The following is a 25,101-nucleotide window of genomic DNA, read 5'->3' as shown; positions in this document are numbered from 1 at the left end:
GGCAACTCACCGCTCCGCGCCAGGAGGCCGGTACCGGACGCGCCCCGCTCTGCCCAGGGCATCCAGGGTGTCATCGACGGTCAGGAGAACGGTCGTCTCGAAAGAGCTGAGCGCGCCGCCCCCACTGATCGCCAACGCGACCGCGGCCATGGACACGTCGTCCGGGGCTTCCCACAGGTTGTAGCCGTCATGCGTACCGAAGGCGTACCAGAAGCCGTGGAGCCTCCCACCGACGGACTCGATGTACGACCGAGCGGCCTCCGAGCGGTCCTCGGGGTTCCCGATCAGCCTCGCCCAGGTCTCCGGCGTGTAGCTGAACCTCGACAGATAAAGCGGCATCGGGTCTCTCCTTCGTTTCTCCCACGGATGCCCTCGCGGGGATGGAGAGTCGCCGGACAGGCCGGCAGATCCCCCGAACAGCGGGCACGACGACCGGTACAGCCCACGGTTGACGGCGAGTGTGCGGCCTGCGTCGGCGCGTCCCTCCCGAGCGCCCTCGGGCCGGCCCTCGACAGCATGTGGCTGCCGGCGACCCGGGAACCCGCCGCGCCCCGGTCGGCGACGCCCTGCGGAGCCCGACGGCCGGACCCGGCACCTGAGCCCGCTCGGCAAGGGCTTGCGAAGGGGCATGGGGCCGGACCCGGCCTGCGTGAAAGGCCGGGTCCGATCTCGTGCCAAGGGTCAGCGGTCTCCGGCCATGGGGCGCCGGCCCATGCGGGAGCCGCGCCGGGTGTCGGTGCGGTCACGTGCCGCGGAGGCCGCTGCGAGAGCCAGGAGCGTGGCGATGGCTCCCGTGATGAGGTTGCTGGTGATGGAGCGGGTGTGGGCGACATCGCCCGCGACGACCCACGGGGCGACGCAGGTCCAGATGCCGATGACGGCCGCGGCCCAGGCCATGGAGTGGGTGCGTTCGTACGAGGTGCCGAGGCCGCCGAGGAGCAGCATGTAGGCGAGCCCGGCGATGAGGTTGGTGACGGCCAGCGTGGTGAAGCCGTTGAAGCCCACGATCCAGGGGGACGCGGCCAGGAAGAGGCCGGTGATCAGGGCGAGGGCCTCGATCATCTGCGCTCGTGGGGTGGCGGCGGCCCTGTCGTGCCGGGCGCGCAGTTCCATCAGGTCGGGGTGTTCTTCGATCGGTGCGCGATGAGTTGACGCCATGATGACCTCCGAAAGACGTTCCCCCACCCCTTACCCATAAATTCCACATAAATGGACCATACGGGTGAATATTGCATTGCGATGCGCGGTCGCCTCGTGGTGGTCCGGGGGTGACGGTCGAGCCTCCCGCCGGCCGCCTGCCAGCAGCCGGCACGACCCACCGGACTCGACGCCTCCTCAAGGGGCGCGGCGGACGCGGGCGAGGACCAGGACCGCGTCGTCGGCCGGCTGGGCGGGCAGCAGGCTCGCGAGGATGCGGTCCGCCATCGCTTCCAGCGGGCCCGTCGCCCTGCCCAGTTCGGCGCGCAAGGCCTTCAGGCCGGCCTCGAGGTCCGCGCCACGTGTCTCGATGAGGCCGTCGGTGTACAGGGCGAGACTCGCGTTCCCGGGGAGTTCGATCTCGATCGTCCGGAAAGGACAGCCGCCGACGCCGAGAGGGACTCCCAGGACGTCGTCGATGGTCTCCACCGTGCCGTCCGGCCGGAGTACCAGGGGCGGGGGGTGGCCGGCGCTGGCGATGCGGGCGCCTCCGCTCCTCGGGTCGTAGACGATGTACAGGCACGTCGCCAGCTCGATGCCGGCCTCCTGGGCGCATGCGTCGAGCTCGGTGAGGAGGTCGTCAGGCTCACTGTCGTGCCTGGCCAGGGCCTTGGCGGTGATACGAAGGCGGCCCATGGCGGCGGCGGCCGACACACCGTGCCCCATCACGTCGCCCACCACCAGCGCGACCCGGCCGTCGGGCAGGCTGATCACGTCGTACCAGTCGCCGCCGACCTCGGTGATCCGACTGCCGGGTACGTACCGGTGGGCCACGTCCACGTACGGGCTGGTCGCCAACGCGCTGGGCAACAACGCCCGCTGCAGGGTGAGGGCGATGTCCTGGACGCGGCTGTACAGACGGGCGTTGTCCAGGCAGATCGCAGCCCGTGAGGCGAGCTCGCCGGCCAGGCTGACATCGTCCCGGGTGAAGGCCGGCCGGCCCGTGGACCGGCCGAACATGGCGATTCCCTGGACCGTACCCCTGGCGATGAGCGGGGCGACGAGGACACAGGCCAACCCGCTCTCGGCGAAGAGCCGTGCGCGTGACTCGATGTGGACGGTCCGTGCCAGGAACTCCTCGTTCACCACGGCGGAGATGGCGCGACCGGACCTCAGCATGTCGTGGATGACGGAGCCGGGCGGATACCGCACCTTCTCCACCCCGCTCACGAGCTCGGTGGCCGGAGGGGGCAGGATCGTGCCGGAGGCGATTCTGCGGGTGAACAGCGGTCGCGCCGGGTCGAAGTCCTCCGCCTCGTCCATCCACTCCACGACTTCGACCACGGCGCCGTCGCAGAAGTCCGGCATCGAGGCGTCGACCAGCTCCTGGGCGGTGACGTTCACGTCCAGGGTGGTCCCGATGCGGGTGGAGGCCCCGTCCAGCAGGGCCAGCCGTCGACGGCTGGCGGTGGCTTCCAGGATGGCCTGTTCCCGGTCGGTCACGTCCAGCATCAGCCCGCCCACTCCCGGGCGCGAGCCGACCGCCTGGCTCAGGGGGAAGAAACTCACCGACCGCACCTGATCACGGTCCGGATGCCCCCGGGGACGCATGCCGACCAGGGTGCCCACGACCGGCGCTCCGCCCAGGGCGACGCCGCGGAGCATGCGCTGGTACTCGCCACCGTCGGACATGAGCATGATTTCGTCCACGCGCCGCCCGAGGTGGGCCTCGATCGGCAGACCGTCCATGTCGGCGAGCGCCTGGTTGAGGTGGACGTACCGGAGGTCCTGGTCGAGCATGACCAGACCGATGGGGCACGTCTCGAAGAGGGCGTCGAGGAAGGCGAGATTGGTCTTGACCCGATCGAGCTCGTCACTGCGGCTCGCCAGGACCATCACCACCGAAGGACCGCCGGATCCGGTCACGGAGAAGGCACGGAAACCGCAGTCGAAGACGGTGCGGTCACGGTGCCGGGCCGGCAGCCGCCCCCTCCAGTAACCCTGGGTCCGGCCTCGCTCGGTCAGCCGGGAGCACGGATCGGGGGCGCCCGGGGGTCCGTCGGCGAAGAGAACGGCGCCGGGCTTCGACAGGACGGCGGTGGCGTCATATCCGAAGAGGTCCCGCGCGCCGGGCCCCCAGTAACAGACGCGGTCCCCGTCATCGAGGCCGAAGACGGCCACGGGCACGTGCTCGAGCAGCGTCCCCGGCTCGGACCAGAACGGGCCGTGGGTCTCCTCGCCCCCCGGCCGAGCCGATGGCACGAGATGTCCCCTTCCACTCGCCGTTCCATCCATTATCCGGACACCACGGGCATTCCGCGGCGCGAAGTGCGCCGTGGCGAGGACCGAGCCGAGAGAAACGCCCCCGGCCGCCGGTGACCGGCTCGGCGCGGCAGGACGCGCCCCCGCGCGCCGCGCCTCACCACATCCTCGCTCTGCGGAGGGGGGCCGATCGCCGGTCGGCGACCGGTCGCTCCCCGCTGCCGACGGCTCCCAGAGGTTAGAAAATGGAGTATGAGCGTCCTGCTTGGACACGTCCGACGTCGGCTGCTCGGCTGGACCGCGAGCTCTTCCCCTCCCCCTCGGCGTCCCCGCTCAGGAAGCCACCAGGAGCGTCAGGAGCACGCCCGGTCCCCCAAGGAAGGGGCGCGGCGGCCGCAGCGTCTGTCCTCCCTTCTGAGCGTGCGCAGCGTGGCCGGCGAGGTGTTCCTCCTGCAGCTGGCCGTGGTGGTGCTGCTCGTCGCCGCCGCGGTGGTGGCGCTCGTGGTGCAAGCCGGGAGCGCCGGCATGGCGGACGCCCGGCACCGTACGCTCGCCGCCGCCGGAACGTTCGCGAAATCTCCGGGAATCGTCGCGGCCCTGCGCAGCCCCCATCCGAGCGCGGTGCTCCAGCCGAGCGCCGAGGCGGCCCGGAAGATCGCCGGGGTCGACGGCATCAACGTGTACACGCTCTCCGGGGTCACCCTCGCCCACAGCGACCCGCGGCAGATCGGGAAGCACGTCGTCGGCCCCTTCTCCGAGGCGGCGGCCGGCAAGTCGTTCACCGAGACGTTCGAAGGGTCCCTGGGGCAGTCCGTGGTCTCGGTGGTCCCCGTCAAGGACCGCGACGGCCGCGTCATCGCCGTCGTCTCCTCCCCGGTCACGGTCCAGAACGTCCGGAGCATGGTGAACCGGCAGCTGCCGGTCGTCCTCGGCAGTGCGGCCGCGGTGCTCGCCCTGTCCGCGGGCGGAACCGCTCTGGTGAGCCGTCGGCTGCTGCGCCGGACCCATGGCCTGGGACCGGCCGAGATGACGAGGATGTACGAGCACCACGACGCGGTGCTGCACGCGGTGCGGGAGGGCGTGCTGATCGTCGGCGGCGGCGGACGGCTGCTGCTGGCCAATGACGAGGCGCGGCGGCTGCTGCGGCTGCCCGTGGACGCGGAAGGCCTCCCCGTCACGGACCTGGGTCTGGAGGAGGGGATCGCCGAGCCGATCGCCTCGGGCCGTGCCGCGACCGACGAGCTGCACATGGCAGCCGATCGGCTGCTGTCGGTGAACATCCGTCCCACCGCCCCCTACGGGCAGGCCGGGACCGTCGTCACGCTGCGGGACACCACCGAGCTGCGGGCACTCTCCGGCAGGGCCGAGGTGGCCCGCGAGCGGCTGAAGCTGCTCTACGACGCCGGGGTGCGGGTGGGAACGACGCTGAACGTGGAGCGCACCGCGGAGGAACTGGCGGAGGTGGCGGCCCCACGGTTCGCCGACGTGGTCACGGTCGACCTCCTGGACCCGGTGCTGCGCGGCGAGGAGCCGGCCGAAGCGAGCACCGAGATGCGCCGCACCGCCGCCGTCGGCCTCCAGGGCGACCACCCGCTCTACCCCGTCGGCAAGCTCATCCGGTTCGTTCCCACCAGCCCCATGGCGGCCGGGCTGGCCCAAGGCCGGGCGGTCCTGGAGGCGGACCTGCGCACCACCCACGGCTGGCGGACCCAGGACCCGGCCAACGCCCTGCGGATCCTGGACCGCGGCATCCACTCCTTGATCACCGTGCCCCTGCGGGCCCGGGGCGTGGTGCTGGGAATGGCCGGCTACTGGCGGGGGCAGGACTCCCCGCCGTTCGACGAGGAGGACGTGTCCTTCGCCGAGGAACTGACCGCCCGGGCGGCACTGGCGGTCGACAATGCCCGCCGCTACACGCGCGAGCACACCATGGCCGTCACCCTGCAACGCAGCCTGCTGCCCCGGGGCGTACCGGAGCAGTCCGCCGTCGAGGTCGCGCACCGCTATCTGGCTGCCCAGGCCGGTGTGGGGGGTGACTGGTTCGACGTGATCCCGCTGCCCGGCGCCCGGGTGGCCCTGGTGGTCGGCGACGTGGTCGGCCACGGTCTCCACGCAGCCGCCACCATGGGCCGCCTGCGCACCGCCGTGTACAACTTCTCCACCCTCGACCTGCCCCCGGACGAACTCCTGAGCCACCTCGACGAGCTGGTCGCCCACATCGACACCGACGAGCAGGAGTGGCAGGGGATCACCGGAGCCACCTGCCTGTGCGCCGTCTACGATCCCGTCTCGGGGCAGGTGACGGCCGCCACCGCCGGGCATCCGGGCCCCGCCCTGGTCCGCCCCGACGGAACCGTGTCCTTCCCCGAGGTGCCGATCTCCCCGCCGCTGGGCCTGGGCGAGGGCCTGCCCATGGAGACCATGACGGTCACCCTGCCCGAGGGCTCCCGGCTGGCACTCTTCACCGACGGGCTGATCGAGAGCCGCGACCGCGATACGGACGCGGGCCTGGCAGCGCTGAGCGCCGCCCTGGCCGGGCCCGCCCGCACCCCGGAGAAGACCTGCACCGCGGTGATCGACGCGATGCTGCCCACCCGGCCCAGCGACGACGTCGCGCTGCTGGTGGCCCGCACCCGCCGGCTGGACCCCGCGCGGATCGCCGAGTGGGACGTGCGGCCCGACCCCGCGGCGGTGTCCCCGGTGCGCAACGCCTGCGCCCGCCGACTGGCGGACTGGGGCCTGGAGGAGATCGCCTTCACCACGGAGCTCATCCTCAGCGAGCTGCTGACCAACGCCATCCGCTACGGCACCGAGCCCATCCGGGTGAGGCTGCTGTACGACCGCAGACTGATCTGCGAGGTCTCCGACGGCTCCAGCACCTCCCCGCACCTGCGCCGGGCCGAGGCCACCGACGAGGGCGGCCGCGGCCTGTTCCTCGTCGCGCAGTTCGCCGAACGCTGGGGCACCCGCTACACCGCCCGCGGCAAGATCATCTGGAGCGAGCAGGCCCTCCACGACGGGGCCGCACCGCACGCCATGGGTCTCGGGGAGGCGCTCCTGGCCGGGTGGGACGACGAGGGGTTCTGAGAACGCGCCGGTACGGCAGCCGCAGGGAAGACAGCGGACACCACCGTCTGGGACTGCGCTGCCGAGGCCGCCGAACGTACGCTGGCCTCGATCAGTACGCGACCGCCCGTTATGGAGCCTTTGTGCCCACACGTCGTCTCCCGACAGCCTTCGTCGCCGCCTGCCTGGTCCTCGCGGCGCCCCTCGGCGCCTGCGGAGACAAGCCCGCCACCGCGCCCAGGGCACCCGCGGTGGCCACCTCCGCCGCGGACGCCGGCGGCATGGCGGCACTGACCACAGCGGCGAGGAAAGAGGGCTCGCTCCACACGATCGCGCTTCCGAGCGACTGGGCCAACTACGGCGCGCTGATCGACGGCTTCGAGAAGAAGTACGGGATCAGGGTCACGGTGGAGACCCCGGAAGGCACCAGCCAGGACGAGATCAACGCCCTCAAGGAGCACAGGGGCAAAGGCCGCGCCCCCGATGTGATCGACGTGGGGGACTCGTTCGCGCAGTCCGCGGCACGTCAGGGCCTGCTCGCCCCGTACAAGGTCGCCGCGTACGACGAGATCCCCAAGGAACAGAAGGACGACGGGGCCCGCTGGAGCAACAACTACGGCGGTTACATCTCGATCGGCTGTGACGCCAAACGCGTCACGACCTGCCCAGCGACCTTCGCCGACCTGCGCAAGCCCGAGTACAAAGGCAAGGTCGCGCTCAACGGCGACCCCACCAGGTCCGGCTCCGCCTTCGCCGGGGTCTACGCGGCGGCCCTGGCGAACGGGGGTTCCTTCGACGACGTCCAGCCCGGCATCGACTTCTTCGCCGAGCTCAGCAGGAACGGCAACTTCATCCCGGTCGAATCCACCCCGGCCACGATCGCGAAGGGCCAGACCCCGATCAGCATCGACTGGGACTTCCTCAACCTCGGATACGCCGACGCATTCCGCGAGAAGGGCACGGACGTCGACTGGCAGACCGCCATCCCCTTCGACGGCAGCTTCGCCCAGTACTACGCGAACGGGGTGAACAAAGACGCTCCGCACCCCGCCGCGGCACGTCTGTGGCAGGAGTACGTCTTCAGCCCGGAGGGCCAGAACCTCCGGCTCGGCGCCTACGCACGCCCCGTCCTCATGGACGCCATGGAGAAGGACGGCACCCTCGACAAGGCCGCCGCCGAGAAACTGCCGACGGTCGAGGGCACGCCGACGTTTCCGACGGAGGCGCAGAGGGAGAAGGCGAGAGAGACCGTCAACCGGGGCTGGGCCGAGGCCGTCTCGAGCTGAGGACCAAGGGCACTCCTGACCGGGCGTGCACCCGCCGCCCTTACCGGACCCCGGTACGCCGCGACGCTGCGTCGACGCCATGTTCGGTGAGCTGTCCGCAGGTGTTGCAGCACTCACGCCGACCGGCTGCTGCCTTTTCCTGGGAGCCATCGGGGCCGTCGGGGGCCGACCTGAGAAGCGGCTTCCCGACGGCTCCCCCTGCCTCCACGATCTGCCGCAAGTAACTGACCCGGGGCGGACCCGCGCATAGGCTCGGGACGGTCGGCGTGGGAGCGCGGATCATGGATTGGTCAGGGGGACAACGTGGATCATCTCTTCACCGTCGACGAGGGCTCCGCTACGCCCGTCTCACCGACCGCGCTGGCGGCGGAAGGCCTCCTCGAGCGACAGCACCTCCAAGAGTGGGTGATCGCCAACCCTCAGGTCCTCGGCGAGTCGGTGCTCGTGATCACCTCGGAATTCGACCGGTGGGCCGACACGGACGGGGTGCCGGCGCGGGACCGGCTGGACGTCCTGGGGCTGGACGCCACCGGGCGGCTCGTGGTCGTCGAACTGAAGCGCGGATCTGCCGACCGAGACGTGCACCTCCAGGCGATCACCTACGCTGCCTTGGTGTCCAGGTTCGACCTGGACACGCTGGCGCAGGCCCACCGCGACTTCCGGAAGGGCAGGGGCGAGGTTCTCGAACTCGACGAGTGCCGGAAGCGCCTCCTGGACCACGTGGATGGCGAATGGAGCCCCGAACTCCTCCAGCGTCCCAGGCAGGTGATCATCGCCGCCGACTTCCCCAAGCAGGTCACCCACACCGTGGTCTGGCTGTCGGAGATGAACCTCGACATCGACCTCATCCAGGTAGGGCTGTGGAAGGTGAAGGAGCAGCTCGTCGCCGGCTTCACCAAGGTCTATCCCACCCCGGAGGTGGAGGCGTTCACTCTCGCGCCGGCCCGGATCGAGGCCAAGGCAGCAGCCCAGAAGCTGGAGGAACGCTCGCGGGCCCGGAACGCCGTGCACGTCGTCGTCGGGGCTGGACTGCTCCCGGACGGCGCCTTCCTCACCCTGACACCAAGACACGGCGTGACCGATGGCATCCGCGAGAACATTCTCGCCTGGGTGCGTGAGGACGACAGCCGAGCAAGTGTCACGTGGAGCAACAACACCGCCAAGCCACTGACATGGCAGGCCGACGGCAGGCCCTACACCCCGACCGGACTGGCCAACCACATCTTCACGAGCGTGACCGGCCGCAAGGCCGACGGCATACAGGGAACCACCTGGTGGGACGTCGACACCGCACACGTCCCGGACACCGTCGACCCGGACGAGTGGCGAACCCTGGCCGGCACCAGCCTCGCCAGCCTGGCCAAGCAGCTCAGCGGTACCGGCAAGGACTGGACGAACCTGCACGCGCTCCTGGCGGCCGTTCCTCCGGGCCGGTGGACGACATACGGAGACGTGGCCACCGTGATCGGCAGCCACGCCGTCCCGGTCGGCACCCACCTGGCCACGTGTCGCCAGTGCCCCAACGCCTGGCGGGTCCTCAACACGGCGGGCCGTGTCAGCCCTGGCTTCCGCTGGACCGACCCCACCCGCACGGACTCTCCCGCCGACGTCCTGTCGGCCGAGGGCATCCGCTTCGACGGAGGCGTCGCCACCCGGGAGGCGCGTCTCACCTTGGACGAACTTCGAGGCACGGTGGGCAACTGAGCATGATGCGCGCCCCGGTGTCCACCTGGCGCCATGCCCGAACACACGAAGTCGCCCGTTCCTCGACGGCTGGCACCCGCATCGTCCCGACCGCAGACGGTTCCTCCCCGCGGCCGCGCCGACCGCAGGAGCCGCCGCCCTGCCCGGCGGCCTGCGGAGCGTCCACACCGCACTCGACGGTCTGCCCAGCACCTGATCTTCACCACGCGCGCCCCCGTCACAGGCGGTTCGCCTGCCTCAAGCTGCGCGGCACCTACCCCGCGGGGCAGGGCGCCTTCGGCTATGAGGGCGGACGCCGGCTCACTCATGGCACGGGGCGGTCAGGACGTCGGGCGGGCGGAGAGGAGGTGTGACGCAGGCCACAAGGAAAGGGTGACAGGGTGTTGTCGCGAGCAGATGCGACGGTCGGCGCATGACGATCACAGATGAGGACTGCCTCGCCGAGACACTGGCATTCAACGCCCGGTTCGAGGCTGCTGCCGCGAGCCGTCCGCCGCGTGGGCCGGCGCCGGGCGCAGAGGTGCTGGCGCTTCTGCGGCGCAACCGGCTGGGTGGCGACGTGCCCCCGGTGAGACTGCCGCAGGGACAGGACCGCGTCGTCGGGGGTGGGGTGAGGTTCCGGGCGTTCGTGCCGGACCACGTCGACGGCGTGTACCTGCACATACACGGCGGTGGCTGGGCGTTCGGCTCTGCGGACGGGCAGGACGAGAGGCTGTGGCGGCTGGCCGTGGAAGCCCGGCTGGCCGTGATGAGCGTGGACTACCGCCTGGCACCCGAGCACCCGTTCCCCGCCGGCCCCGACGACTGCGAAGCGGCAGCGCGGTGGCTGGTGGACCACGCCGAGGCCGAGTTCGGCACTCGGCGACTGCTGATCGGTGGCGAGTCGGCCGGTGCCCACCTGAGCGTCCTGACCCTGCTGCGGCTTCGCGACCGGCAGGGCGTCACCGGCAGGTTCCGCGCGGCCCACCTGGCCTTCGGCCCGTACGACCTGTCGATGACACCGAGCCAGCGGCTGTTCGGCTCTCGGCCGTTGCTGAGCAACTCCGACTCGCTCCGCGCAAGTTACGAGCTCTTCACGCCGGACATGGGTGCGGAGGAGCGCCGCGATCCCGAGATCTCGCCGCTGTACGCCGATCTGACCGGCATGCCGTCCGCCCGGATCGTCGTCGGCGCTCAGGATCCGCTGCTGGACGACTCGCTCTTCCTGGCCCAGCGATGGCAGGCGGCCGGGTCGCCCGTACAACTCGGCGTCGTCGCGGGAGCGATGCACGGCTTCACTCTGTTCCCGACCACCGTCACCGCTCGCGAGCAGCAGCGGGAACGGGACTTTCTGGCCGGCGCGTGACGGTAGCGTCGGCCCCATGAACCGCACTCCTCGGCTCTACGCGCTGGTGGAAGAGTTGCGCGCGGCGACGCCGCGACCGTTGACGGTCGCCGCACTCGCCGCGCGGTTCGAGGTGAGCACCCGCACGGTGCAGCGCGATCTCCAGGCGCTGATGGAAGCGGGCGTCCCGGTCCGCACCACAACCGGGCGGGGCGGCGGTTGGTCGATCGACCCGGCGATGACCCTCCCCCCGATCGGCTTCACCGCCGAAGAGGCCGCGGCGCTGGTCGCCGCGCTCGCCGCCGCCGACGCCTCCGCTCCCTACGCCGGCGCGGTCCGTACGGCGTCCCAGAAGATCGCGGCCTCGATGACCGGCCCCGCCTCGGTGGCGGCCCGACGACTCGCCGCCCGGATCGTCGCGCTGCCGACGCGTACCGTGCAGTCGGTCCGGACCGCAGTGGAGCAGGCTCTCACCGACGGCACCGTGCTGCGACTGTCCTACGTCGACGCGGCCGGGCAGGAGAGCGACCGCACCGTCGAACCGGCCGGACTGCTCACCGCCGACGGCAAGTGGTACCTCATCGCCTGGTGCCGCATGAGACAGGCCGGCCGAGGCTTCCGGCTCGACCGCATCACGGCGGCGGTTCCGACCGGCGAGCAGGCCCGAACCCATCATCTGACCGACCTCCTGCTCGGCTCCGCCGCCGCCGACGCCGGACAGCCCGCCGCCCTGGCTTCACTCGTCTCCCCGCCGTGACCGTCGGAACTACTCGTCCGGGCGCGCGACATCTGGCTGCGACGCGACCGGGTCGGCCCCCGGCACGAGTCCGATCACCTTTCAGGCGCCGGAGCCCGCGCCGGAGCCCGCGCCGGACATGACCGCGGTCAGCGGCCGGCCCGTCGTCGTGCTGTCGGGTCCTGCAGGCCCGGCGGCACGTACCCCGCATCCCGCGCCGAGAGGGTGGTACCCGGCGGGACGATCTTGTCGATTTCGTCCAGCACGTCCGACGGCAGCGGAACGGCCGCCGCCCCGAGCTGTTCCTCCAGCTGGGACAGCGTGCGCGGACCGATGATCGGCGCGGTGACCGCCGGGTGGGAGAGCACGAAGCCGAGGGCGAGCTCGATCAGGGTGATCCCGGCCTGCTCGGCCAGGACAGCGAGCGCCTCGACGGCCTCCAACTTGGCCGCGTTCTCCGTGCTGTCGACGTCGAAGCGCCCCGGCTGGCGGGCCGCTCGGCTGGACTCCGGCTGCGGCCCGCCGGCTCGGTAGCGCCCCGTCAGCCAGCCGCCGGCGAGCGGGCTCCACGGGATCACCGCCAGTCCGTACCGCTGCGCCACCGGGAGTACCTCGGCCTCCACGCCGCGGGCCAGGATCGAGTAGGGCGGCTGCTCGGACACCACCCGCTCGCGGCCCCGCTTCTCCGCGGTCCACTGCCCCTCGACGATCCGGGACGGCGGGAACGTGGAGGTGCCGAGGTAGCGGACCTTGCCCTGGTGGACGAGGTCGGAGAGCGCACCCAGGGTCTCGTCGAAATCGGTGTCCTCCTCCGGACGGTGCACCTGGTAGAGGTCGATGTGGTCGGTCCGCAGCCGTCGAAGGCTGTCCTCGACCGCGCGCGCGATCCACCGTCGCGAGTTGCCGAACCGGTTGACGTCCTCCCCCATGCGGCCGTGGAACTTGGTGGCCAGGAAGACGTCGTCCCGGCGGCCCGCGAGCGCCTCGCCGACGATCTCCTCCGACTCGCCCTGCGAGTAGACGTCCGCCGTGTCGATGATGTTGATCCCGGCGTCGAGGGCGCGGTGGATGATGCGCACCCCGTCCTCGTGGCTCGGGTTGCCCCGGGCGCCGAAGTTCATCGCGCCGAGTGCGAGCGCGCTCACCTGCACGCCTGTGCGGCCGAAGGGCCGGTACGGGATGGTCATGACGTTCCTTCCGTGGGAGTGGACAGCCGTCCGGGCGCTGCCCCGGATTCGGCGAGTCGGTCGACGCTCGCTGCGGTGCCGGCGGCGCGGAACGCGTCCCAGAGCCGGCGGTACGGGCCGTGTGCCGCGAGGAGTTGCTGATGGGTGCCGACCTCGGCGACCTCGCCGTCCCGCAGGACGATCACCTGGTCCGCGCGGGCGGCGGTGGTGAGCCGGTGGGCCACGACGAGGGTGGTGCGCCGCCGGGTGAGCGCGGCCGTCGCGGCGGCCACCCGGCGTTCACCGGCCAGGTCGAGAGACGCGGTGGCCTCGTCCAGCAGCAGGATGTCCGGGTCGACGAGCTCGGCCCGTGCCAGCGCGAGCAGTTGCCGCTGGCCGGCGGAGAGGCCCCGGCCGCGTTCTCCGACCTCGGTCAGATAGCCGGACGGCAGCCCGGCCACCATCTCGTGCGCGCCGACCGCCCGCGCCGCGGCCTCCACCTCCGCGTCGGTGGCGTCCGGGCGGCCGTACGCGATCACGTCCCGCACCGTCCCGCCCAGCAGGTGGGTCTCCTGCGGGACGACTCCCAGCCGACGCCGGTACCCGTCCGGATCCAGTGCGCGCAGGTCGGTGCCGTCGATCCGTACGGTCCCGGTCGTCGGGTCGTGGAAACGGGCGACGAGTTTGACGATCGTCGACTTGCCCGCGCCGGTCGTACCGACGAGGGCCACCGTCTGCCCGGCGGCGACGCGCAGGGTCACCTCGTGGAGCACCTCGCGTTCGCCGTCCCGGTAGGCGAAGGACACCCGGTCGAACTCGATCTCACCGCGCAGCTCACGCACGGGCACGGGGCGCGCGGCGGCGGGCGTGCCGACCGGTTCGCGCATCAGGGTGCGCAGCCTGCCGAGTCCCACGACCGCCTGCTGGTAGCCGTCGAACGCCTGGGACAACTGCTGGATCGGCGAGAAGAACAGCTCGACGTAGAGCAGGAACGCGATCAGGGTTCCGGCGGTGAGCCGGCCGTCGCGCACCTGCCCGGCGCCGATCACCAGCACGGCCGCGGTCGCGGCCGTGCTCAGGAACTCGACGAACGGGAAGAACGTCGCCATGAGCCGCTGGGCCCGCAGCCGGGCGTCGCGGAACGCCCGGGCCAGCTCGGCGAAGTCCCGTGCGTTGTGCGCCTGACGGTCGAACGCCTGGGTGACCCGGATCAGGGTCACGTTCTCCTGGAGGTACGCGTTGACCGCGCTGACCCGCTCCCGCGCTTCGAGGTACGCGGGCAACGACCGTGAGCGGAACAGTGCCGTGGCGGCGGCCAGGACCGGCAGGACGAGGAGCAGGGTGACGGCGAGTCCGGCGTCGATCACGAGGAGGGCGACGAGCACACCGAGGATCGTCAGCGCGGAGACCACGAAGGTCACCAGACCGGTCTGCAGGAACGCCGACAGCGCGTCCACGTCCGTGGTCATCCGGGTCATGATCCGGCCGGCCTGCTCACGCTCGTAGTAGTCGAGGCCGAGCCGCTGCAACTGGGCGTAGGTACGTACCCGCAGGGTGTGGAGCAGGCGCTCGCCCGTGCGGCCGGTCACCCGTACCTGGGCGACGTTGACCAGCCAGCCGAGCAGCACCACCACCGTCGCGACGGCGGCGATCAGCAGCAGCGCCGCGGGCGCGGACCGGGTGACGCCGCTGTCGACCCCGTGCCGGACGAGCACCGGGACGGCGATCTGCGCGAGCGCGTCCGCGCCGACGAGCGCGAGACCGGCGAGCAGGGGCAGCCGGAACGGGCGTACCAGCGGCCGCAGCCCGAAGTCCGGGTCCCAGGCGCGTGCCTGCTCGGGCGTGACCTTCGGGTCGGTGTCCACGAGCGGCAAGGCGGCCAGCCGGTCCCGGAGTTCCCGGCTCGGCGGGGCGCCGCCAAGCAGACCCGCCCCGTGCCCCGTCCGGCCCGGCCCGGACGTCGCGGCGGCCTGCGCGTAGGCGGCGGCGACCCGCGCGCCGACGTCCCGGCCGTTCGTGGGCGTGTCCGGGCCGCCGCGCCAGAGCTCTTCGGTCACGCCGCGCGGGCGCGGAGCCTCCGCTGCGGACGCCTCGTCCACGCCGAGTTCGCCGGGTTGCTCGTCGGGGGACAGCAGCGACCGGTAGAGCGGACTGCGCGCCTGGAGCTCCGCGGCCGTTCCGATGTCGACGACCCGGCCGCGGTCGAGTACGGCGACCCGGTCGGCCAGCTCGAGCGTCGACGCCCGGTGGGCGATGACCAAGGTCGTGCGCTGCCGGACCAGTTGCCGCAGTCCGGTGTGGATGGCCGCCTCGACCTGGGCGTCGATCGCGGAGGTGGCGTCGTCGAGCACCAGTACGGCGGGGTCGTGCAGGATCGCCCGGGCCAGCGCGATCCGCTGGCGCTGCCCGCCGGAGAGCGTGAGGCCCTGCTCGCCGATCACGGTGTCGTAGCCGTCCGGCAGCGCGGTGATGAATCCGTCCGCCTGGGCGAGCCGTGCCGCGTGACGGATCTCCGCGTGCGGGGCCTCCGGGCGACCGTAGGCGATGTTCGCCCCCACGGTGTCGGACAACAGGTGCGGCTCCTCGAAGACGAAGCCGATCCGGGCCCGCAGATCGGCCGCGCGCAGCTCGCGTACGTCGACGTCGCCGACCCGGACCGTCCCGGCGGCCGGGTCGTAGAACCGCGGCAGCAACGATGCCGCGGTGGACTTGCCCGACCCGGCCGCACCGACAAGGGCCAGTGTCTCCCCCGGTTCGACCCGCAGGGTGAACCCGTCCAGGAGCGGGCCGGCCGTCCGGTCGCGGCCGAACACCACACCGTCCCACTCGAGGGCCGGCGGCCCGTCCGGCACGTCGACGGCGTCCGGTGCGTCGGTGGTGTCGGAGGATGCGTCGACGATGTCGAGCACCCGTTCCACTCCGGCGCGCGCCTGCTGCCACACGGTGAGCAGCATGGCCACCTGGCGCACGGGCGTCACGAACGAACCGAGGTACGCGGTGAACGCCACGAATGTGCCGAGGGAGATCCTGCCGTGCAGCGCCAGCCAGCCGCCCAGTGCGAGCACGGCGACCTGCCCGAGTGCCGGGACGGCCTGCAGCGCCGGGTTGTACTTGCTGGTCAGCCGGGCGATGCGGACCCGGGAGGAGAACAGGCTGCGCGACCGCCGCTCCAGCGCGTCCAGTTCGCGCCGCTCCTGGCCGAACCCCTTGACCACGCGGACGCCCGCGACCGCCGCCTCCACGGTCGACGCGACCTCTGCCGCCTCCTGCTGCGCATGCCAGTTGGCGGGGAACAGGTCGTTGCGGCTGCGGAACGCGATCAGCCAGAGCACCGGCCCCACGACGAGGGCGACGAGGGTCAGCAGGGGCGACAGCGACGCCATCACCGCCACCGCCATGGCGAACATCAGTGCGTTGCCGAACATGTTCGGCAGGAACTGCAACAGCATCTGTATGAGCGTCACGTCGGAGATGGCGCGGCTGACGACCTGGCCCGTGTGCAGATCGTCCTGCTGGTGGCCGCCGAGGCGCAGCAGCGCGGCGAAGGCGTCGTTGCGCAGGTCGTACTGCACGCCGAGGGACACCCGTCCGGAGCAGTACCGGCGCAGGAAGCTCGCGCCGAACCGCAGCGCGCCGATGCCGAGCAGCAGCCCGACCCACGGGGCCAGATGTGCCGCGTCCGAGGCCTCCGCCCCGTCCACGACGTGGCGCAGGACGAGCGGCAGCACGGCCGTGGCGACCGCGGCGGTCAGCGCGGCGCCGTACGCCCAGGCCAGGTCGGCGCGGTATGCCAGGCAGTACCGGATCAGCCGACGTACCCATCCCGAAGTGCCCGGTCCGGGGGATGCCTGGGACGTACGGTCCGCGGTCCTACAGGGGGTGACCGTCACGCGGACGCTCCGACGGCCGACGCGGTCGTGAGGGAGTCCGCCGGGCGCGGCAGCCCGTAGTGCTCGCGCAGGGTCGTACCCGTGTAGTCGGTGCGGAACCTCCCGCGTTCCTGAAGGATCGGCACGACTCTGTCCACGAACACGTCGAGTCCGGACGGCAGGACCGGCGGCATGATGTTGAACCCGTCGGCGGCGCCGTTGTCGAACCACTCCTCGATCGCGTCGGCCACCTGGACCGGCGTGCCGGCGAACGTCCGGTGCCCGCGACCGCCGCCGAGCCGGCCGATGAGCTGTCGCACCGTCAGCCTCTCTCGCCTGGCCAGGTCCACGATGAGGGTGTACCGGCTCTTGGAACCCTCGATCTCGTCCTCCGACGGCAGGTTCGCGGGCAGTGTGCCGTCCAGGTCGAGGGCGTCCGGATCGAGCTTGAGCAGCTGGGCGAGTTGCCGCTTGGCGAACTCCGGGCTGATCAGCCGGTCGAGCTCACGGTCCAGGTCCGCCGCCTCGGCCTCGGTGTCGCCGATGACCGGCACGATGCCGGGCAGGATCTTGATTCCGTGCGGATCACGTCCGTGGGCCACGGCTCGCTGCTTCAGGTCGGCGTAGAACGCCTGAGCCTCCTGGAGGGTCTGCTGCGCCGTGAACACCGCCTCCGCCCACCGCGCGGCGAAGGCCTTGCCGTCCTGGGAAGAACCGGCCTGCACCAGCAGGGGGTGGCCCTGCGGTGAGCGGGGGACGTTCAGAGGGCCGTCGACGCGGAAGAACCGCCCGACATGATCGATCCTGCGGACCTTCGCGGTGTCGGCGTGGACGCCGGCGCTCTTGTCGGCCACGATCGCGTCGTCGGCCCAGCTGTCCCAGAGCCTGGTGGAGACTTCGAGGAATTCGTCGGCGCGTTCGTACCGCTCCTTGTGCAGGGGCGTGTCGTCCAGGCCGAAGTTGCGGGCCGCGTCCGCTCCGGCGGTCGTGACGATGTTCCACCCGGCCCGTCCACCGGACACGTGGTCGAGGGAAGCGAACCGGCGGGCCAGGTTGTACGGCTCGTTGTAGGACGTCGAGGCGGTCGCGATCAGGCCGATGCGCTCGGTCACCCCGGCGAGCGCCGTCAGGAGCACCGTCGGCTCGAGCTGTCCGGCCGGCCTGCGCGCCGGGTCGCCGTGCTGGCCCGGACTGTCGGCCAGGAACAGCGAGTCGAGCTTGCCCCGCTCGGCGATGCGGGCGAGGTTCTGGTAGTGCGCGACGTCCCAGCCGGCGTACGGGTCCGACTCCGGCAGCCGCCAGGCGGCCTCGTGGTGGCCGACACCCATCAGGAAGGCGTTGAGGTGGAGTTGTCCGGCTCGCTTGCTCATGGCTGTTCCTTCGTACGGTGGGCGGGCAGGACGCCCAGGGCGCCCAGCAGGGTGGTGCGGTAGTGCTGGAATCGGGGGTCGCCGGGGTCGCGTTCGGCGGGCAGGTCGATGCGCAGGTCCTGGACGAAGTCGCCGTCCTCGAGGACGAGCACCCGGTCGGCGAGGGTCACCGCCTCGTCCACGTCGTGGGTCACGAGCAGCACGGCGGGCCGGTGCGTCTCGTACAGGCGGCGCAGCAGCCGGTGCATACGGATGCGGGTCAGCGCGTCCAGGGAGCCGAAGGGTTCGTCGGCGAGCAACAGCTCCGGTTCACCGACCAGTGACCGGGCCAGGGCCGCCCGCTGCTGCTCGCCGCCGGACAGTTCGTGCGGCCAGGCGGATTCCCGCTTGACCAGGCTGACTTCGTCCAGGGCGGCGCGGCCGCGTGCTCGGGCGTCCTTCCCGGGCAGCCCGAGGACGACGTTGTCGAGGATCTTCAACCACGGCAGCAGCCGGGAGTCCTGGAACACCAGCGAGACCCGCTCCGGCACGAGGACCTCCCCCGAGCCGACCGTGCCGTGGTCGAGACCGGCGACCGCGCGCAGCAGCGTGCTCTTGCCCGATCCACTGCGTCCCAGCAGCGCCGTGAACTCACCGCGGGCGAGCGTCAGGTCGATGCGGTCGAGCACGCGGCGGTCCCCGAAGGACCGGGTCAGGTCGGTGATGCGGACGGCGGCGGAATCCGGGGCTTCGGCCACCGGGGCGCCGTTCAGGCGGTGATCGTACGACGCCACGAGAGCACCCTCCCTTCCACCAGGCGGACGAGGGCGTCGGAGGCGAACCCGAAGGCGCCGTACAGCACCAGGCCGACGAGGATGATCCCGGACTGCGCGTACTGCTGGGCCTGGAACATCATGTAGCCGATGCCCGACGTGGCATTGATCTGCTCGACCACGATCAGGCCGAGCCAGGCCGCGGTCACGGCCAGCCGCAGGCCGGTGAAGAAGCCGGGCAGAGCGGCGGGCAGCACGACCTTGCGCAGGAACTGCCGGCGGGAGAGCCCCTGTGCCTCGGCGAGTTCCACATAGCGCGCGTCGATGGAGACCAGCGCCGCGTGCGTGTTGATGTAGACGCTCACCAGCACACCGAGCGCGATGACGACGACCTTCATCGTCTCGCCGATCCCGAGCCACAGAATCAGCAGGGGCAGCAGAGCGAGGCTGGGGATCGAGCGCTTGACCTGCAGCGTGCCGTCCACGAACGCGTCGCCGATGCGAGAGAGCCCGGACGCGAGTGCCAGCACGACGCCGGCCGCGACCCCGATGAGCAGGCCGAGGAGGGCGCGGCTCAGCGAGGTCTGCACGCTGTCCTGCAACCGCCCGCTGGTCCACAGGTCCTGGCCGGAGTACAGGACCGATGCGGGGGACGACAGCTTTCGCGGATCCAGCCAGCCGGCTGCCGAGGCCGCCCACCAGGCGGCGATGATCAGCAGCGGGCCGAGGAGCCGGCCGAACGGGATCGACCTGCCGCGCCCGAGTCGTCGCCGGCGCGCCGGGACCAGACCGCCGGCTTCCGGGGCCGGCCGGAGCGGCGGTGCGGAGGTCGGAGGGGCCTTCTGCGGCGCGCCGGTGACGGTGGCGGTGCCTCCGCCCGTACGGGCGATGTCAAGGTTCATCGGGGCTCCCGGGATCGAGGGGCGAGCGAGCGGAACGTGCTGGAATGGAAGACGAGGGGATCCACTGCCTCGTCGAGGCGCAGGTCGTGGACGCGGAGCACGGCGATGTCGTGGTCACCGGCGCGGACCTCGTTGTCGAGCGAGCACTCGAGCCAGGCGCCGGCACCGTGCAGCAGCACCGCGCCGTCCGGTGTGGCCTGCCACGCGGCTCCGGCGAACCGCTCGTCACTCGGACCGGCGAGCCGCCGGCAGAGCGCCCCGTGTTCCGCACCGAGCACGCTGATGCCCAGGCGCTCGGCGCGGCGCAGCACCGGCCAGGTGCTGGAGGTGTGCGCCATGCACACGGAGACGAGCGGCGGCGTGAGTGACACCGTCGTGAACGAGCTGGCCGCCAGCCCGACCGGCGTTCCCTCGATCAGGGCGGCGATCGCCGTGACGCCGGTGGGGAACGCGCCGTACACGGCGCGCAGGGATGTGGTGTCGTGCAGCACCGCGGTCATACGGGAGCCTCCGTCGGATGCGCGGCCGGCAGCCGCTGGGTTCTTCCGGCCGGCGGTGACGCATCGGTTCGGCCGGGCTCCTTCAGCAGGGGGAGCAGCCCGTCGCCGACCCGGGCGATCTCCTGCTTGTACGGCGTGTCCGACAGCACGAAATGGGTCACGCCCAGCGCCTGGTACCTCCGCAGCGCGTCGGCGACCTCCTGCGCGGAGCCGACCAGCCACGTCGTACCGGCGCCGCCGCCCCCGTAGCGGCCCGGCGCGGTGTAGAGGCAGCTGTCCAGGACGTCGCCCCGCGCCGCCAGGTCGAGAAGGCGCTGCTGGCCGACTGCCGTGCGGCGCCGGAACGCTTCCTGGGCGTGCGGGCCCTGCCGCGCCATGCGGGCGACCTTCTCCTCCGCCGCGCGCCACGCCTCCTCCGTGGTGTCCCGGACAAGGGTCGTGACGCGCAGCCCGAACTCCAGCGGCCGGTGTCTGCGTCCGACCGTCTCGGAGAGCGCACGCAGCCGGTCGATCCGCCCGGCGATGCCGTCCAGCGGCTCACCCCAGAACAGCTGGACGTCGGCCTCCCGCGCGGCGACCCGCTCGGCGGCCGCGCTCGCGCCGCCGAAGTACAGCCGCGGGTGGAGGCCCTGTTCGGCGCCCCAAGGACGCGGCCGCACCCTGGATTCGTCCACCCGGTAGTGCTCTCCGTGGAACGTCACCTCCTCCTCGCTCCACAGACGGCGGACCAGCTGGAGGAACTCGAGCGTGCGCTCGTAGCGGCGCGACTGGTCGAACTCGCCGTCGCCGTACGACGCGGCGTCGTCCAGTCCGCTGACGATGTTGACCAGGACCCGTCCCTGGCTGAGCCGGTCGAGCGTGGCCGAGGCCGACGCGAAGTTCGCTGGATGCCAGTAGCCGGGCCGGATCGCGATGAGCGGCTTGAACGTCGTCGTACGCGCGGCGAGGGCCGCCGCGACGGTGAAGGTGTCCGGTCGCCCCCAGCCGGTGCCCAGCAGGGCCCCCGCCCAGCCGTGGTGCTCGACCGCCCGCGCCAGCTCCGTGGAGTGGTCGAGCGTGCCCCAGCCGTCGACGGTGTCGTCGCCGCGATGACCGGGCTCGACCGTGTTCGGGATGTACCAGAGGTACTCGCCCATCTCAGGCCTGCCCGCGGTACTCGGCGGGTGCGGCCTGCGCGGCGATGTGCTCGAACCGTCGGTCGAACAGCACGCTGACGTCGAACTTCTTGACGAAGCCCGCGCCGGACATGAGATCGGCGATCGACTGCTCCCAGGCGATGGAGGAGTCCCAGTCCGCCGGGTAGAGCGGCTTCTTGCGTGTCTTGACGATCCGTTCGCCGGCGGCCCTGGTGACGCCCTGGTCCTTGACGTAGTAGGAGTCGATCCATTTCTCGGGGTTCTCCCAGGCCCAGTTGTTGCCCTTGACCCAGACGGGGATGAACGCCTGGATCGCGGCGGCCTTCCGGTCGTCGGCGAGCACCGACGTGGGCGCCCACAGCAGGCTCAGCAGGTCCTGGACGTCGGTGGGCAGTGTCCGCGCGCCGTCCTTTTCGTACTGCTCCAGATACTTCGTCAGCGACGGCTCGGTCAGCGGGGCGAGATCGACCTGCTTGCCCTGGAGAGCGGTCAGGAACTGCGAACTCGGCAAGGGAACCAGGGTCACGTCCTTGTAGGAGATCCCGTTCTCCTTCAGCCATTTCAGGATGGTGACGCCCTGCGCCTGCCCTTGGGAGAAGGCGATCTTCTTGCCGACGACGTCCTTCGCCGTCCTGATGTCGCTGCCCGGCCGGGTGGTCGGGATGTAGGTGACCGCCGTGTTGTGCGAGATGGCGACGATCTTGGCGTCGACGCCGATGTCATGCGCCTGGATCGGCGGCATTCCGGCGTTGGCGGCCAGATCGACCGCCCCCGCTCGGAATCCTTGAATGGTCTCCGGCCCGCCGTTGAGCCGGACCCATGTGGCGGAGAAGGGCAGCGGGCCGAGCGACGGTTCGGCAGCCAGCTGAGCCTGCGTCGTGCTCACCCCGACGCGGAGGGTGGTGCTCTTGTCGGGTGCCACGGTCGGGAGCGCGCCGAGCGTCGCGGAATCAGGCCCGTCGGAGGAGGCGCAGCCCGCCAGCGTCAGCAGCGCACCGCCGCCCAGGGCGAGAAATCCTCGGCGGTTCAACGGTCTTGAGGGGTATGTGGTCATGACGGTAGCGGGGCCCTTTGCGTGTTCGGCGCAACGACGGATGCGCGGTCTGGATGGGTTGCCGCCGGCGCCGGTGGCGGGGGATCCACGTGCGGCGCCGGCGGCCCGTCTTCGGCGGACTCAGGAGGCGACGGCGACCCGGTGGTCGGCGGTGAAGGGGCGTCCGGCGACGAGCTCGGACTCGTGCCCGTCCGGTCCCACGGGGATGTCGCCGATCAGCGTGACCCGGTGCAGCCGACGCTCGACGTCGAGGTGTTCCAGGTCGCGCGGGGCGAGGTGCGCGGTGGCCCGGTTGTCCCAGAACGCCACGTGTCCGGGCTCCCAGCGGAAGCGCACCGTGTACTCCGGCCGGGTGATCTCGGCGTACAGCAGATCCAGGATGCGCCTGCTCTCACCGGCGGTGACGCCGACGATGTGGCTGGTGAAACCGGGGTTGACGAACAGCGCGCGCTCCCCGGTCTCGGGGTGCACCCGCACGACGGGGTGCACGGACACGAGCAGGTTGTCGTTGACGCGGCGGGCGTACTCGGTGTCCTCGCCCACCGGCCGGCTGCCGCCGTACCGGTGTTCGGCGCGGAGTGTGTCCACGAACGCCCGGACGGGGGCGGAAAGTCCCTCGTACGCGGCGACGAGGTTGGTCCACTGCGTGTCGCCGCCGACCTCCGGAACGGTCTCGGCGCGCAGGATGGAACCGGCGGGCGGATTCACCGCTGCGGTGACGTCGGTGTGCCAGCCGTCGAAGTAGCTGTACTGACGCTTGCGGTACTCGTCCCGGAAGTTCTTCCCGTAGCGCTGCTCGAAGCGGCGCGGATCGATGGTGAAGATCTCCGGGTGGTCCTCCGGCGGGGTGTCGTCGTGCGGGTGGGCGTAGGTGAGCTCGCCGAAGTGGCGGGCGAAGGCGATCTGGGAGGAGTGGTCGAGCTGCTGCCCCCGGAAGAAGACGACCTTGTGGCGATGGAGGGCCTGCTTGATCTCTTCGACGGTCTCGGTGGCCAGCGGTCGGGCGAGGTCCACACCGTCGATGTCGGCGCCGATGTGACCGGCGACGGGGCGGACGGAGAGCTTGCTCATGGGCGGTGTCCTTTCGGGTGTTTCGGGCATGTCGAACAGGGCGCCGTGGTGACGCGACGGCGTCGGGGCGCGCGGAATCACCTGACGGGCGCGTACGCGCAGGCGTGGAGGGCACCGGATCGGAGATCGATCCGGAGCCGGGCCGGAGTCCGGGGGAGGAAGTGCGCGGCGCTCAGCGCCGCGGTGCGGACGCGTGGGGGCGCGTCGGCGGAAGGCCGGTCAGCGGGCGGGACAGCCCAGTCCGGCGAAGTGGTGCGCACGGAAGGCGTTCACGGGGTGCCGGCCTGCGGCTGCCCGGATCGTGGCCCTCTGCTGTGCGTCCATGGGAGGAGTCTGCTGCCACGGCGCCGGTACGAGCAATGTTTTGTGGCGGTACGGAAGAAACCCCGCTCGCCCGTGCGCGCTCATCGGGCGCTTCCGGCCGTGCGCAGTCCCAACGGGTCCTGGTAGACGGCCGCGAGCACCGGCGCGGTGGCGGCCACCGCGAGCGTGTCCGTGCCGAAGGAGCCGGTACGCACCTGGTCGCCGTCGCTCTCCAGCTCGCGGATCACCTCGTCCAGCAGCTGCGGGAGATGGATGGTGGCGGACTCGGTCAGCACCAGGGCGTCGGGGCTGATCAGGTCCAGCAGCGGCTGTACCGCGTGCGCGATGAGCCGCAGCCGGGTGCGGCACAGGTCCATCGCGCGGGCGTCGCCGGCCCGAGCGGCGCGTACGAGCAGTTGCAGGTCGGGGTGAGGGATGACGCCCGCCGCGACAGCGCGCTGCGCGACGGCACGGTCGGAGACGGTGGCCTGCAGGCAGCCGGTACGGCCGCACGGGCAGGGCTCCGTCGACCCGGGCACGGGCAGGTGGGCGACGCCTCCGGCGCCGTACTGGCGGCCCTGCAACAGGATGCCGCCGGTGGCGATCGCCGCGTCCACGGCGTTGCCCACGAACAGGTGCACCAGGTCGCCGCCGCGGACGGCGCCGAACAGGAGTTCCGCGTGAGCCAACGCCCGCGCATGACCTTCCACGTGGACCGGCAGTCCCACCGCCCGTTGCAGCATGCGCCGCAGCGGGATGTCACGCCAGCCGAGCGCGGAGTTCTCGACGAGGACCCCGGCGTCCGGGTCGACCCAGCCGCCGGTGACCACGCCCAGTCCGAGCACGGAGCGCCCGCCGGCGTGGCGGCGCAGAAAGCCGGGCAGCCGGCCGGCGACGTCGTGGAGGACCGCGCCGTGCTGCGGCTGCCGGGGCACCCGCTCATGCGCGATGACGCCGCCGCGCAGATCGGTGAGCGAGAAGGTGAGCCGCGGTACGGCGATGTGCACGCCCACCGCGACGTGATGCGAGGTCTCGATGTCCAGCGGGATGCGGGGGCGTCCCGGCCGAGGCCGCCGCGACGGCTCGGACGGTTCCCAGACCAGCCCCATCGCGAGCAGTTCGGCCGCGTGCCGCGACACGGCGGCCGCGCTCAGTCCGGTCTCCCTGATGATCGCGGTGCGCGACATCGGGCCACTGTGCAGTACGGCCCGGAGCACGGCGGTCGCGCCGTCAGGCCGGTCGGCGGCGGGCCTCCCGCTCGGTGTCGCGATGAGCGCTGGTCGCATCGAATTTCCTCGGTCCGGGGGTGGTCACACCGCGGCACGGCGCCCCGCAAACCGAGGGGCTACCGGTGCCGGCGACAGTTCGAGAACCTCATGCCCCGATGCTCGCAAGCGCCGTCGACACCGGTCAACGATCCGGCGTTACGAGGCAATGACGGTTCTGCGAAGCCGACGTCCGGA

The 25,101-nt window shown here is 71.7% G+C and carries 18 protein-coding genes; 5 read left to right on the top strand and 13 right to left on the bottom strand.

Features of this window, described 5'->3' with window-relative positions:
- Positions 1–6 precede the first annotated feature (6 nt).
- From ACIGXE_RS15850 to ACIGXE_RS15840, 3 genes are all read right to left on the bottom strand, one after another.
- A complete protein-coding gene (locus tag ACIGXE_RS15850; protein WP_399747550.1) occupies positions 7–339 on the bottom strand; it encodes a GYD domain-containing protein in 333 nt (110 codons plus the stop codon).
- Positions 340–681: 342 nt separating this feature from the next.
- Positions 682–1,158, bottom strand: a complete 477-nt coding sequence (locus tag ACIGXE_RS15845) for an SPW repeat protein (protein ID WP_399747548.1) — start codon at positions 1,156–1,158, stop codon at positions 682–684.
- Between the two features lie 177 nt (positions 1,159–1,335).
- The gene (locus tag ACIGXE_RS15840) at positions 1,336–3,399 is read right to left on the bottom strand and encodes a SpoIIE family protein phosphatase (RefSeq protein ID WP_399747546.1); all 2,064 of its coding nucleotides are present in this window, start codon (positions 3,397–3,399) and stop codon (positions 1,336–1,338) included.
- A gap of 420 nt (positions 3,400–3,819) precedes the next feature.
- Between ACIGXE_RS15840 and ACIGXE_RS15835 the strand changes: the two genes are divergently transcribed.
- The 5 genes from ACIGXE_RS15835 to ACIGXE_RS15815 all read left to right on the top strand — a co-directional run bounded on the left by ACIGXE_RS15835 (position 3,820) and on the right by ACIGXE_RS15815 (position 11,536).
- On the top strand, positions 3,820–6,486 hold the full coding sequence (locus tag ACIGXE_RS15835) for a SpoIIE family protein phosphatase (RefSeq protein WP_399747544.1): 2,667 nt from the start codon (positions 3,820–3,822) through the stop codon (positions 6,484–6,486).
- A 122-nt stretch (positions 6,487–6,608) separates the two neighbouring features.
- Entirely contained in the window at positions 6,609–7,751 is a 1,143-nt protein-coding gene (locus ACIGXE_RS15830) for an ABC transporter substrate-binding protein (protein WP_399747542.1), read from the top strand.
- A gap of 303 nt (positions 7,752–8,054) precedes the next feature.
- Positions 8,055–9,455, top strand: a complete 1,401-nt coding sequence (locus tag ACIGXE_RS15825; RefSeq protein WP_399747541.1) for a DNA-binding protein — start codon at positions 8,055–8,057, stop codon at positions 9,453–9,455.
- A gap of 412 nt (positions 9,456–9,867) precedes the next feature.
- Positions 9,868–10,800: an alpha/beta hydrolase gene (locus tag ACIGXE_RS15820; RefSeq protein WP_399747539.1), complete on the top strand. Its 933-nt coding sequence runs from the start codon at positions 9,868–9,870 to the stop codon at positions 10,798–10,800.
- A 16-nt stretch (positions 10,801–10,816) separates the two neighbouring features.
- Positions 10,817–11,536, top strand: a complete 720-nt coding sequence (locus ACIGXE_RS15815) for a helix-turn-helix transcriptional regulator (protein ID WP_399747537.1) — start codon at positions 10,817–10,819, stop codon at positions 11,534–11,536.
- A gap of 128 nt (positions 11,537–11,664) precedes the next feature.
- Here the strand turns inward: ACIGXE_RS15815 and ACIGXE_RS15810 are convergent, their stop codons facing one another.
- The 10 genes from ACIGXE_RS15810 to ACIGXE_RS15765 all read right to left on the bottom strand — a co-directional run bounded on the left by ACIGXE_RS15810 (position 11,665) and on the right by ACIGXE_RS15765 (position 24,924).
- Positions 11,665–12,702, bottom strand: coding sequence for an aldo/keto reductase (locus ACIGXE_RS15810; RefSeq protein ID WP_399747535.1), 1,038 nt, complete (start codon positions 12,700–12,702; stop codon positions 11,665–11,667).
- A complete protein-coding gene (locus tag ACIGXE_RS15805) occupies positions 12,699–16,571 on the bottom strand; it encodes an ABC transporter ATP-binding protein (protein WP_399747533.1) in 3,873 nt (1,290 codons plus the stop codon). Before ACIGXE_RS15805 ends, ACIGXE_RS15810 begins: the two co-directional genes overlap by 4 nt.
- Positions 16,568–17,920 carry an LLM class flavin-dependent oxidoreductase gene (locus ACIGXE_RS15800; RefSeq protein ID WP_399747531.1) on the bottom strand — a complete coding sequence of 451 codons (1,353 nt, stop codon included), beginning with the start codon at positions 17,918–17,920 and terminating at the stop codon, positions 16,568–16,570. The genes ACIGXE_RS15805 and ACIGXE_RS15800 overlap by 4 nt, the downstream gene beginning before the upstream one ends.
- Entirely contained in the window at positions 17,917–18,693 is a 777-nt protein-coding gene (locus ACIGXE_RS15795; RefSeq protein ID WP_399747529.1) for an ABC transporter ATP-binding protein, read from the bottom strand. Before ACIGXE_RS15795 ends, ACIGXE_RS15800 begins: the two co-directional genes overlap by 4 nt.
- Complete coding sequence (locus ACIGXE_RS15790) at positions 18,669–19,574, bottom strand: ABC transporter permease (RefSeq protein ID WP_399747528.1); 906 nt, start codon at positions 19,572–19,574, stop codon at positions 18,669–18,671. The genes ACIGXE_RS15795 and ACIGXE_RS15790 overlap by 25 nt, the downstream gene beginning before the upstream one ends.
- A complete protein-coding gene (locus ACIGXE_RS15785) occupies positions 19,571–20,074 on the bottom strand; it encodes a flavin reductase family protein (protein WP_399747526.1) in 504 nt (167 codons plus the stop codon). The genes ACIGXE_RS15790 and ACIGXE_RS15785 overlap by 4 nt, the downstream gene beginning before the upstream one ends.
- The gene (locus ACIGXE_RS15780; RefSeq protein ID WP_399747524.1) at positions 20,071–21,210 is read right to left on the bottom strand and encodes an LLM class flavin-dependent oxidoreductase; all 1,140 of its coding nucleotides are present in this window, start codon (positions 21,208–21,210) and stop codon (positions 20,071–20,073) included. Before ACIGXE_RS15780 ends, ACIGXE_RS15785 begins: the two co-directional genes overlap by 4 nt.
- A gap of 1 nt (position 21,211) precedes the next feature.
- On the bottom strand, positions 21,212–22,264 hold the full coding sequence (locus tag ACIGXE_RS15775; protein WP_399747522.1) for an ABC transporter substrate-binding protein: 1,053 nt from the start codon (positions 22,262–22,264) through the stop codon (positions 21,212–21,214).
- A 120-nt stretch (positions 22,265–22,384) separates the two neighbouring features.
- Complete coding sequence (locus ACIGXE_RS15770) at positions 22,385–23,335, bottom strand: TauD/TfdA dioxygenase family protein (protein ID WP_399747520.1); 951 nt, start codon at positions 23,333–23,335, stop codon at positions 22,385–22,387.
- 404 nt (positions 23,336–23,739) lie between these two features.
- Positions 23,740–24,924 (bottom strand): ROK family transcriptional regulator, encoded by a 1,185-nt coding sequence (locus tag ACIGXE_RS15765; RefSeq protein ID WP_399747518.1) that lies wholly within the window; start codon positions 24,922–24,924, stop codon positions 23,740–23,742.
- Between the last annotated feature and the right edge of the window lie 177 nt (positions 24,925–25,101).

Source organism: Streptomyces sp. NPDC053431, assembly GCF_044544925.1.
GTDB lineage: Bacteria > Actinomycetota > Actinomycetes > Streptomycetales > Streptomycetaceae > Streptomyces.
This window is presented reverse-complemented; position numbering and strand designations above follow the sequence as displayed.

Bases quoted from the DNA above. Each gene is read 5' to 3' on its own strand.
- ACIGXE_RS15850 (WP_399747550.1), bottom strand. From the start codon at position 339: ATGCCGCTTTATCTGTCGAGGTTCAGCTACACGCCGGAGACCTGGGCG.
- ACIGXE_RS15775 (WP_399747522.1), bottom strand. From the start codon at position 22,264: ATGACCACATACCCCTCAAGACCGTTGAACCGCCGAGGATTTCTCGCC.
- ACIGXE_RS15790 (WP_399747528.1), bottom strand. From the start codon at position 19,574: ATGAACCTTGACATCGCCCGTACGGGCGGAGGCACCGCCACCGTCACC.
- ACIGXE_RS15845 (WP_399747548.1), bottom strand. From the start codon at position 1,158: ATGGCGTCAACTCATCGCGCACCGATCGAAGAACACCCCGACCTGATG.
- ACIGXE_RS15810 (WP_399747535.1), bottom strand. From the start codon at position 12,702: ATGACCATCCCGTACCGGCCCTTCGGCCGCACAGGCGTGCAGGTGAGC.
- ACIGXE_RS15785 (WP_399747526.1), bottom strand. From the start codon at position 20,074: ATGACCGCGGTGCTGCACGACACCACATCCCTGCGCGCCGTGTACGGC.
- ACIGXE_RS15815 (WP_399747537.1), top strand. From the start codon at position 10,817: ATGAACCGCACTCCTCGGCTCTACGCGCTGGTGGAAGAGTTGCGCGCG.
- ACIGXE_RS15800 (WP_399747531.1), bottom strand. From the start codon at position 17,920: ATGAGCAAGCGAGCCGGACAACTCCACCTCAACGCCTTCCTGATGGGT.
- ACIGXE_RS15770 (WP_399747520.1), bottom strand. From the start codon at position 23,335: ATGAGCAAGCTCTCCGTCCGCCCCGTCGCCGGTCACATCGGCGCCGAC.
- ACIGXE_RS15765 (WP_399747518.1), bottom strand. From the start codon at position 24,924: ATGCGACCAGCGCTCATCGCGACACCGAGCGGGAGGCCCGCCGCCGAC.
- ACIGXE_RS15780 (WP_399747524.1), bottom strand. From the start codon at position 21,210: ATGGGCGAGTACCTCTGGTACATCCCGAACACGGTCGAGCCCGGTCAT.
- ACIGXE_RS15820 (WP_399747539.1), top strand. From the start codon at position 9,868: ATGACGATCACAGATGAGGACTGCCTCGCCGAGACACTGGCATTCAAC.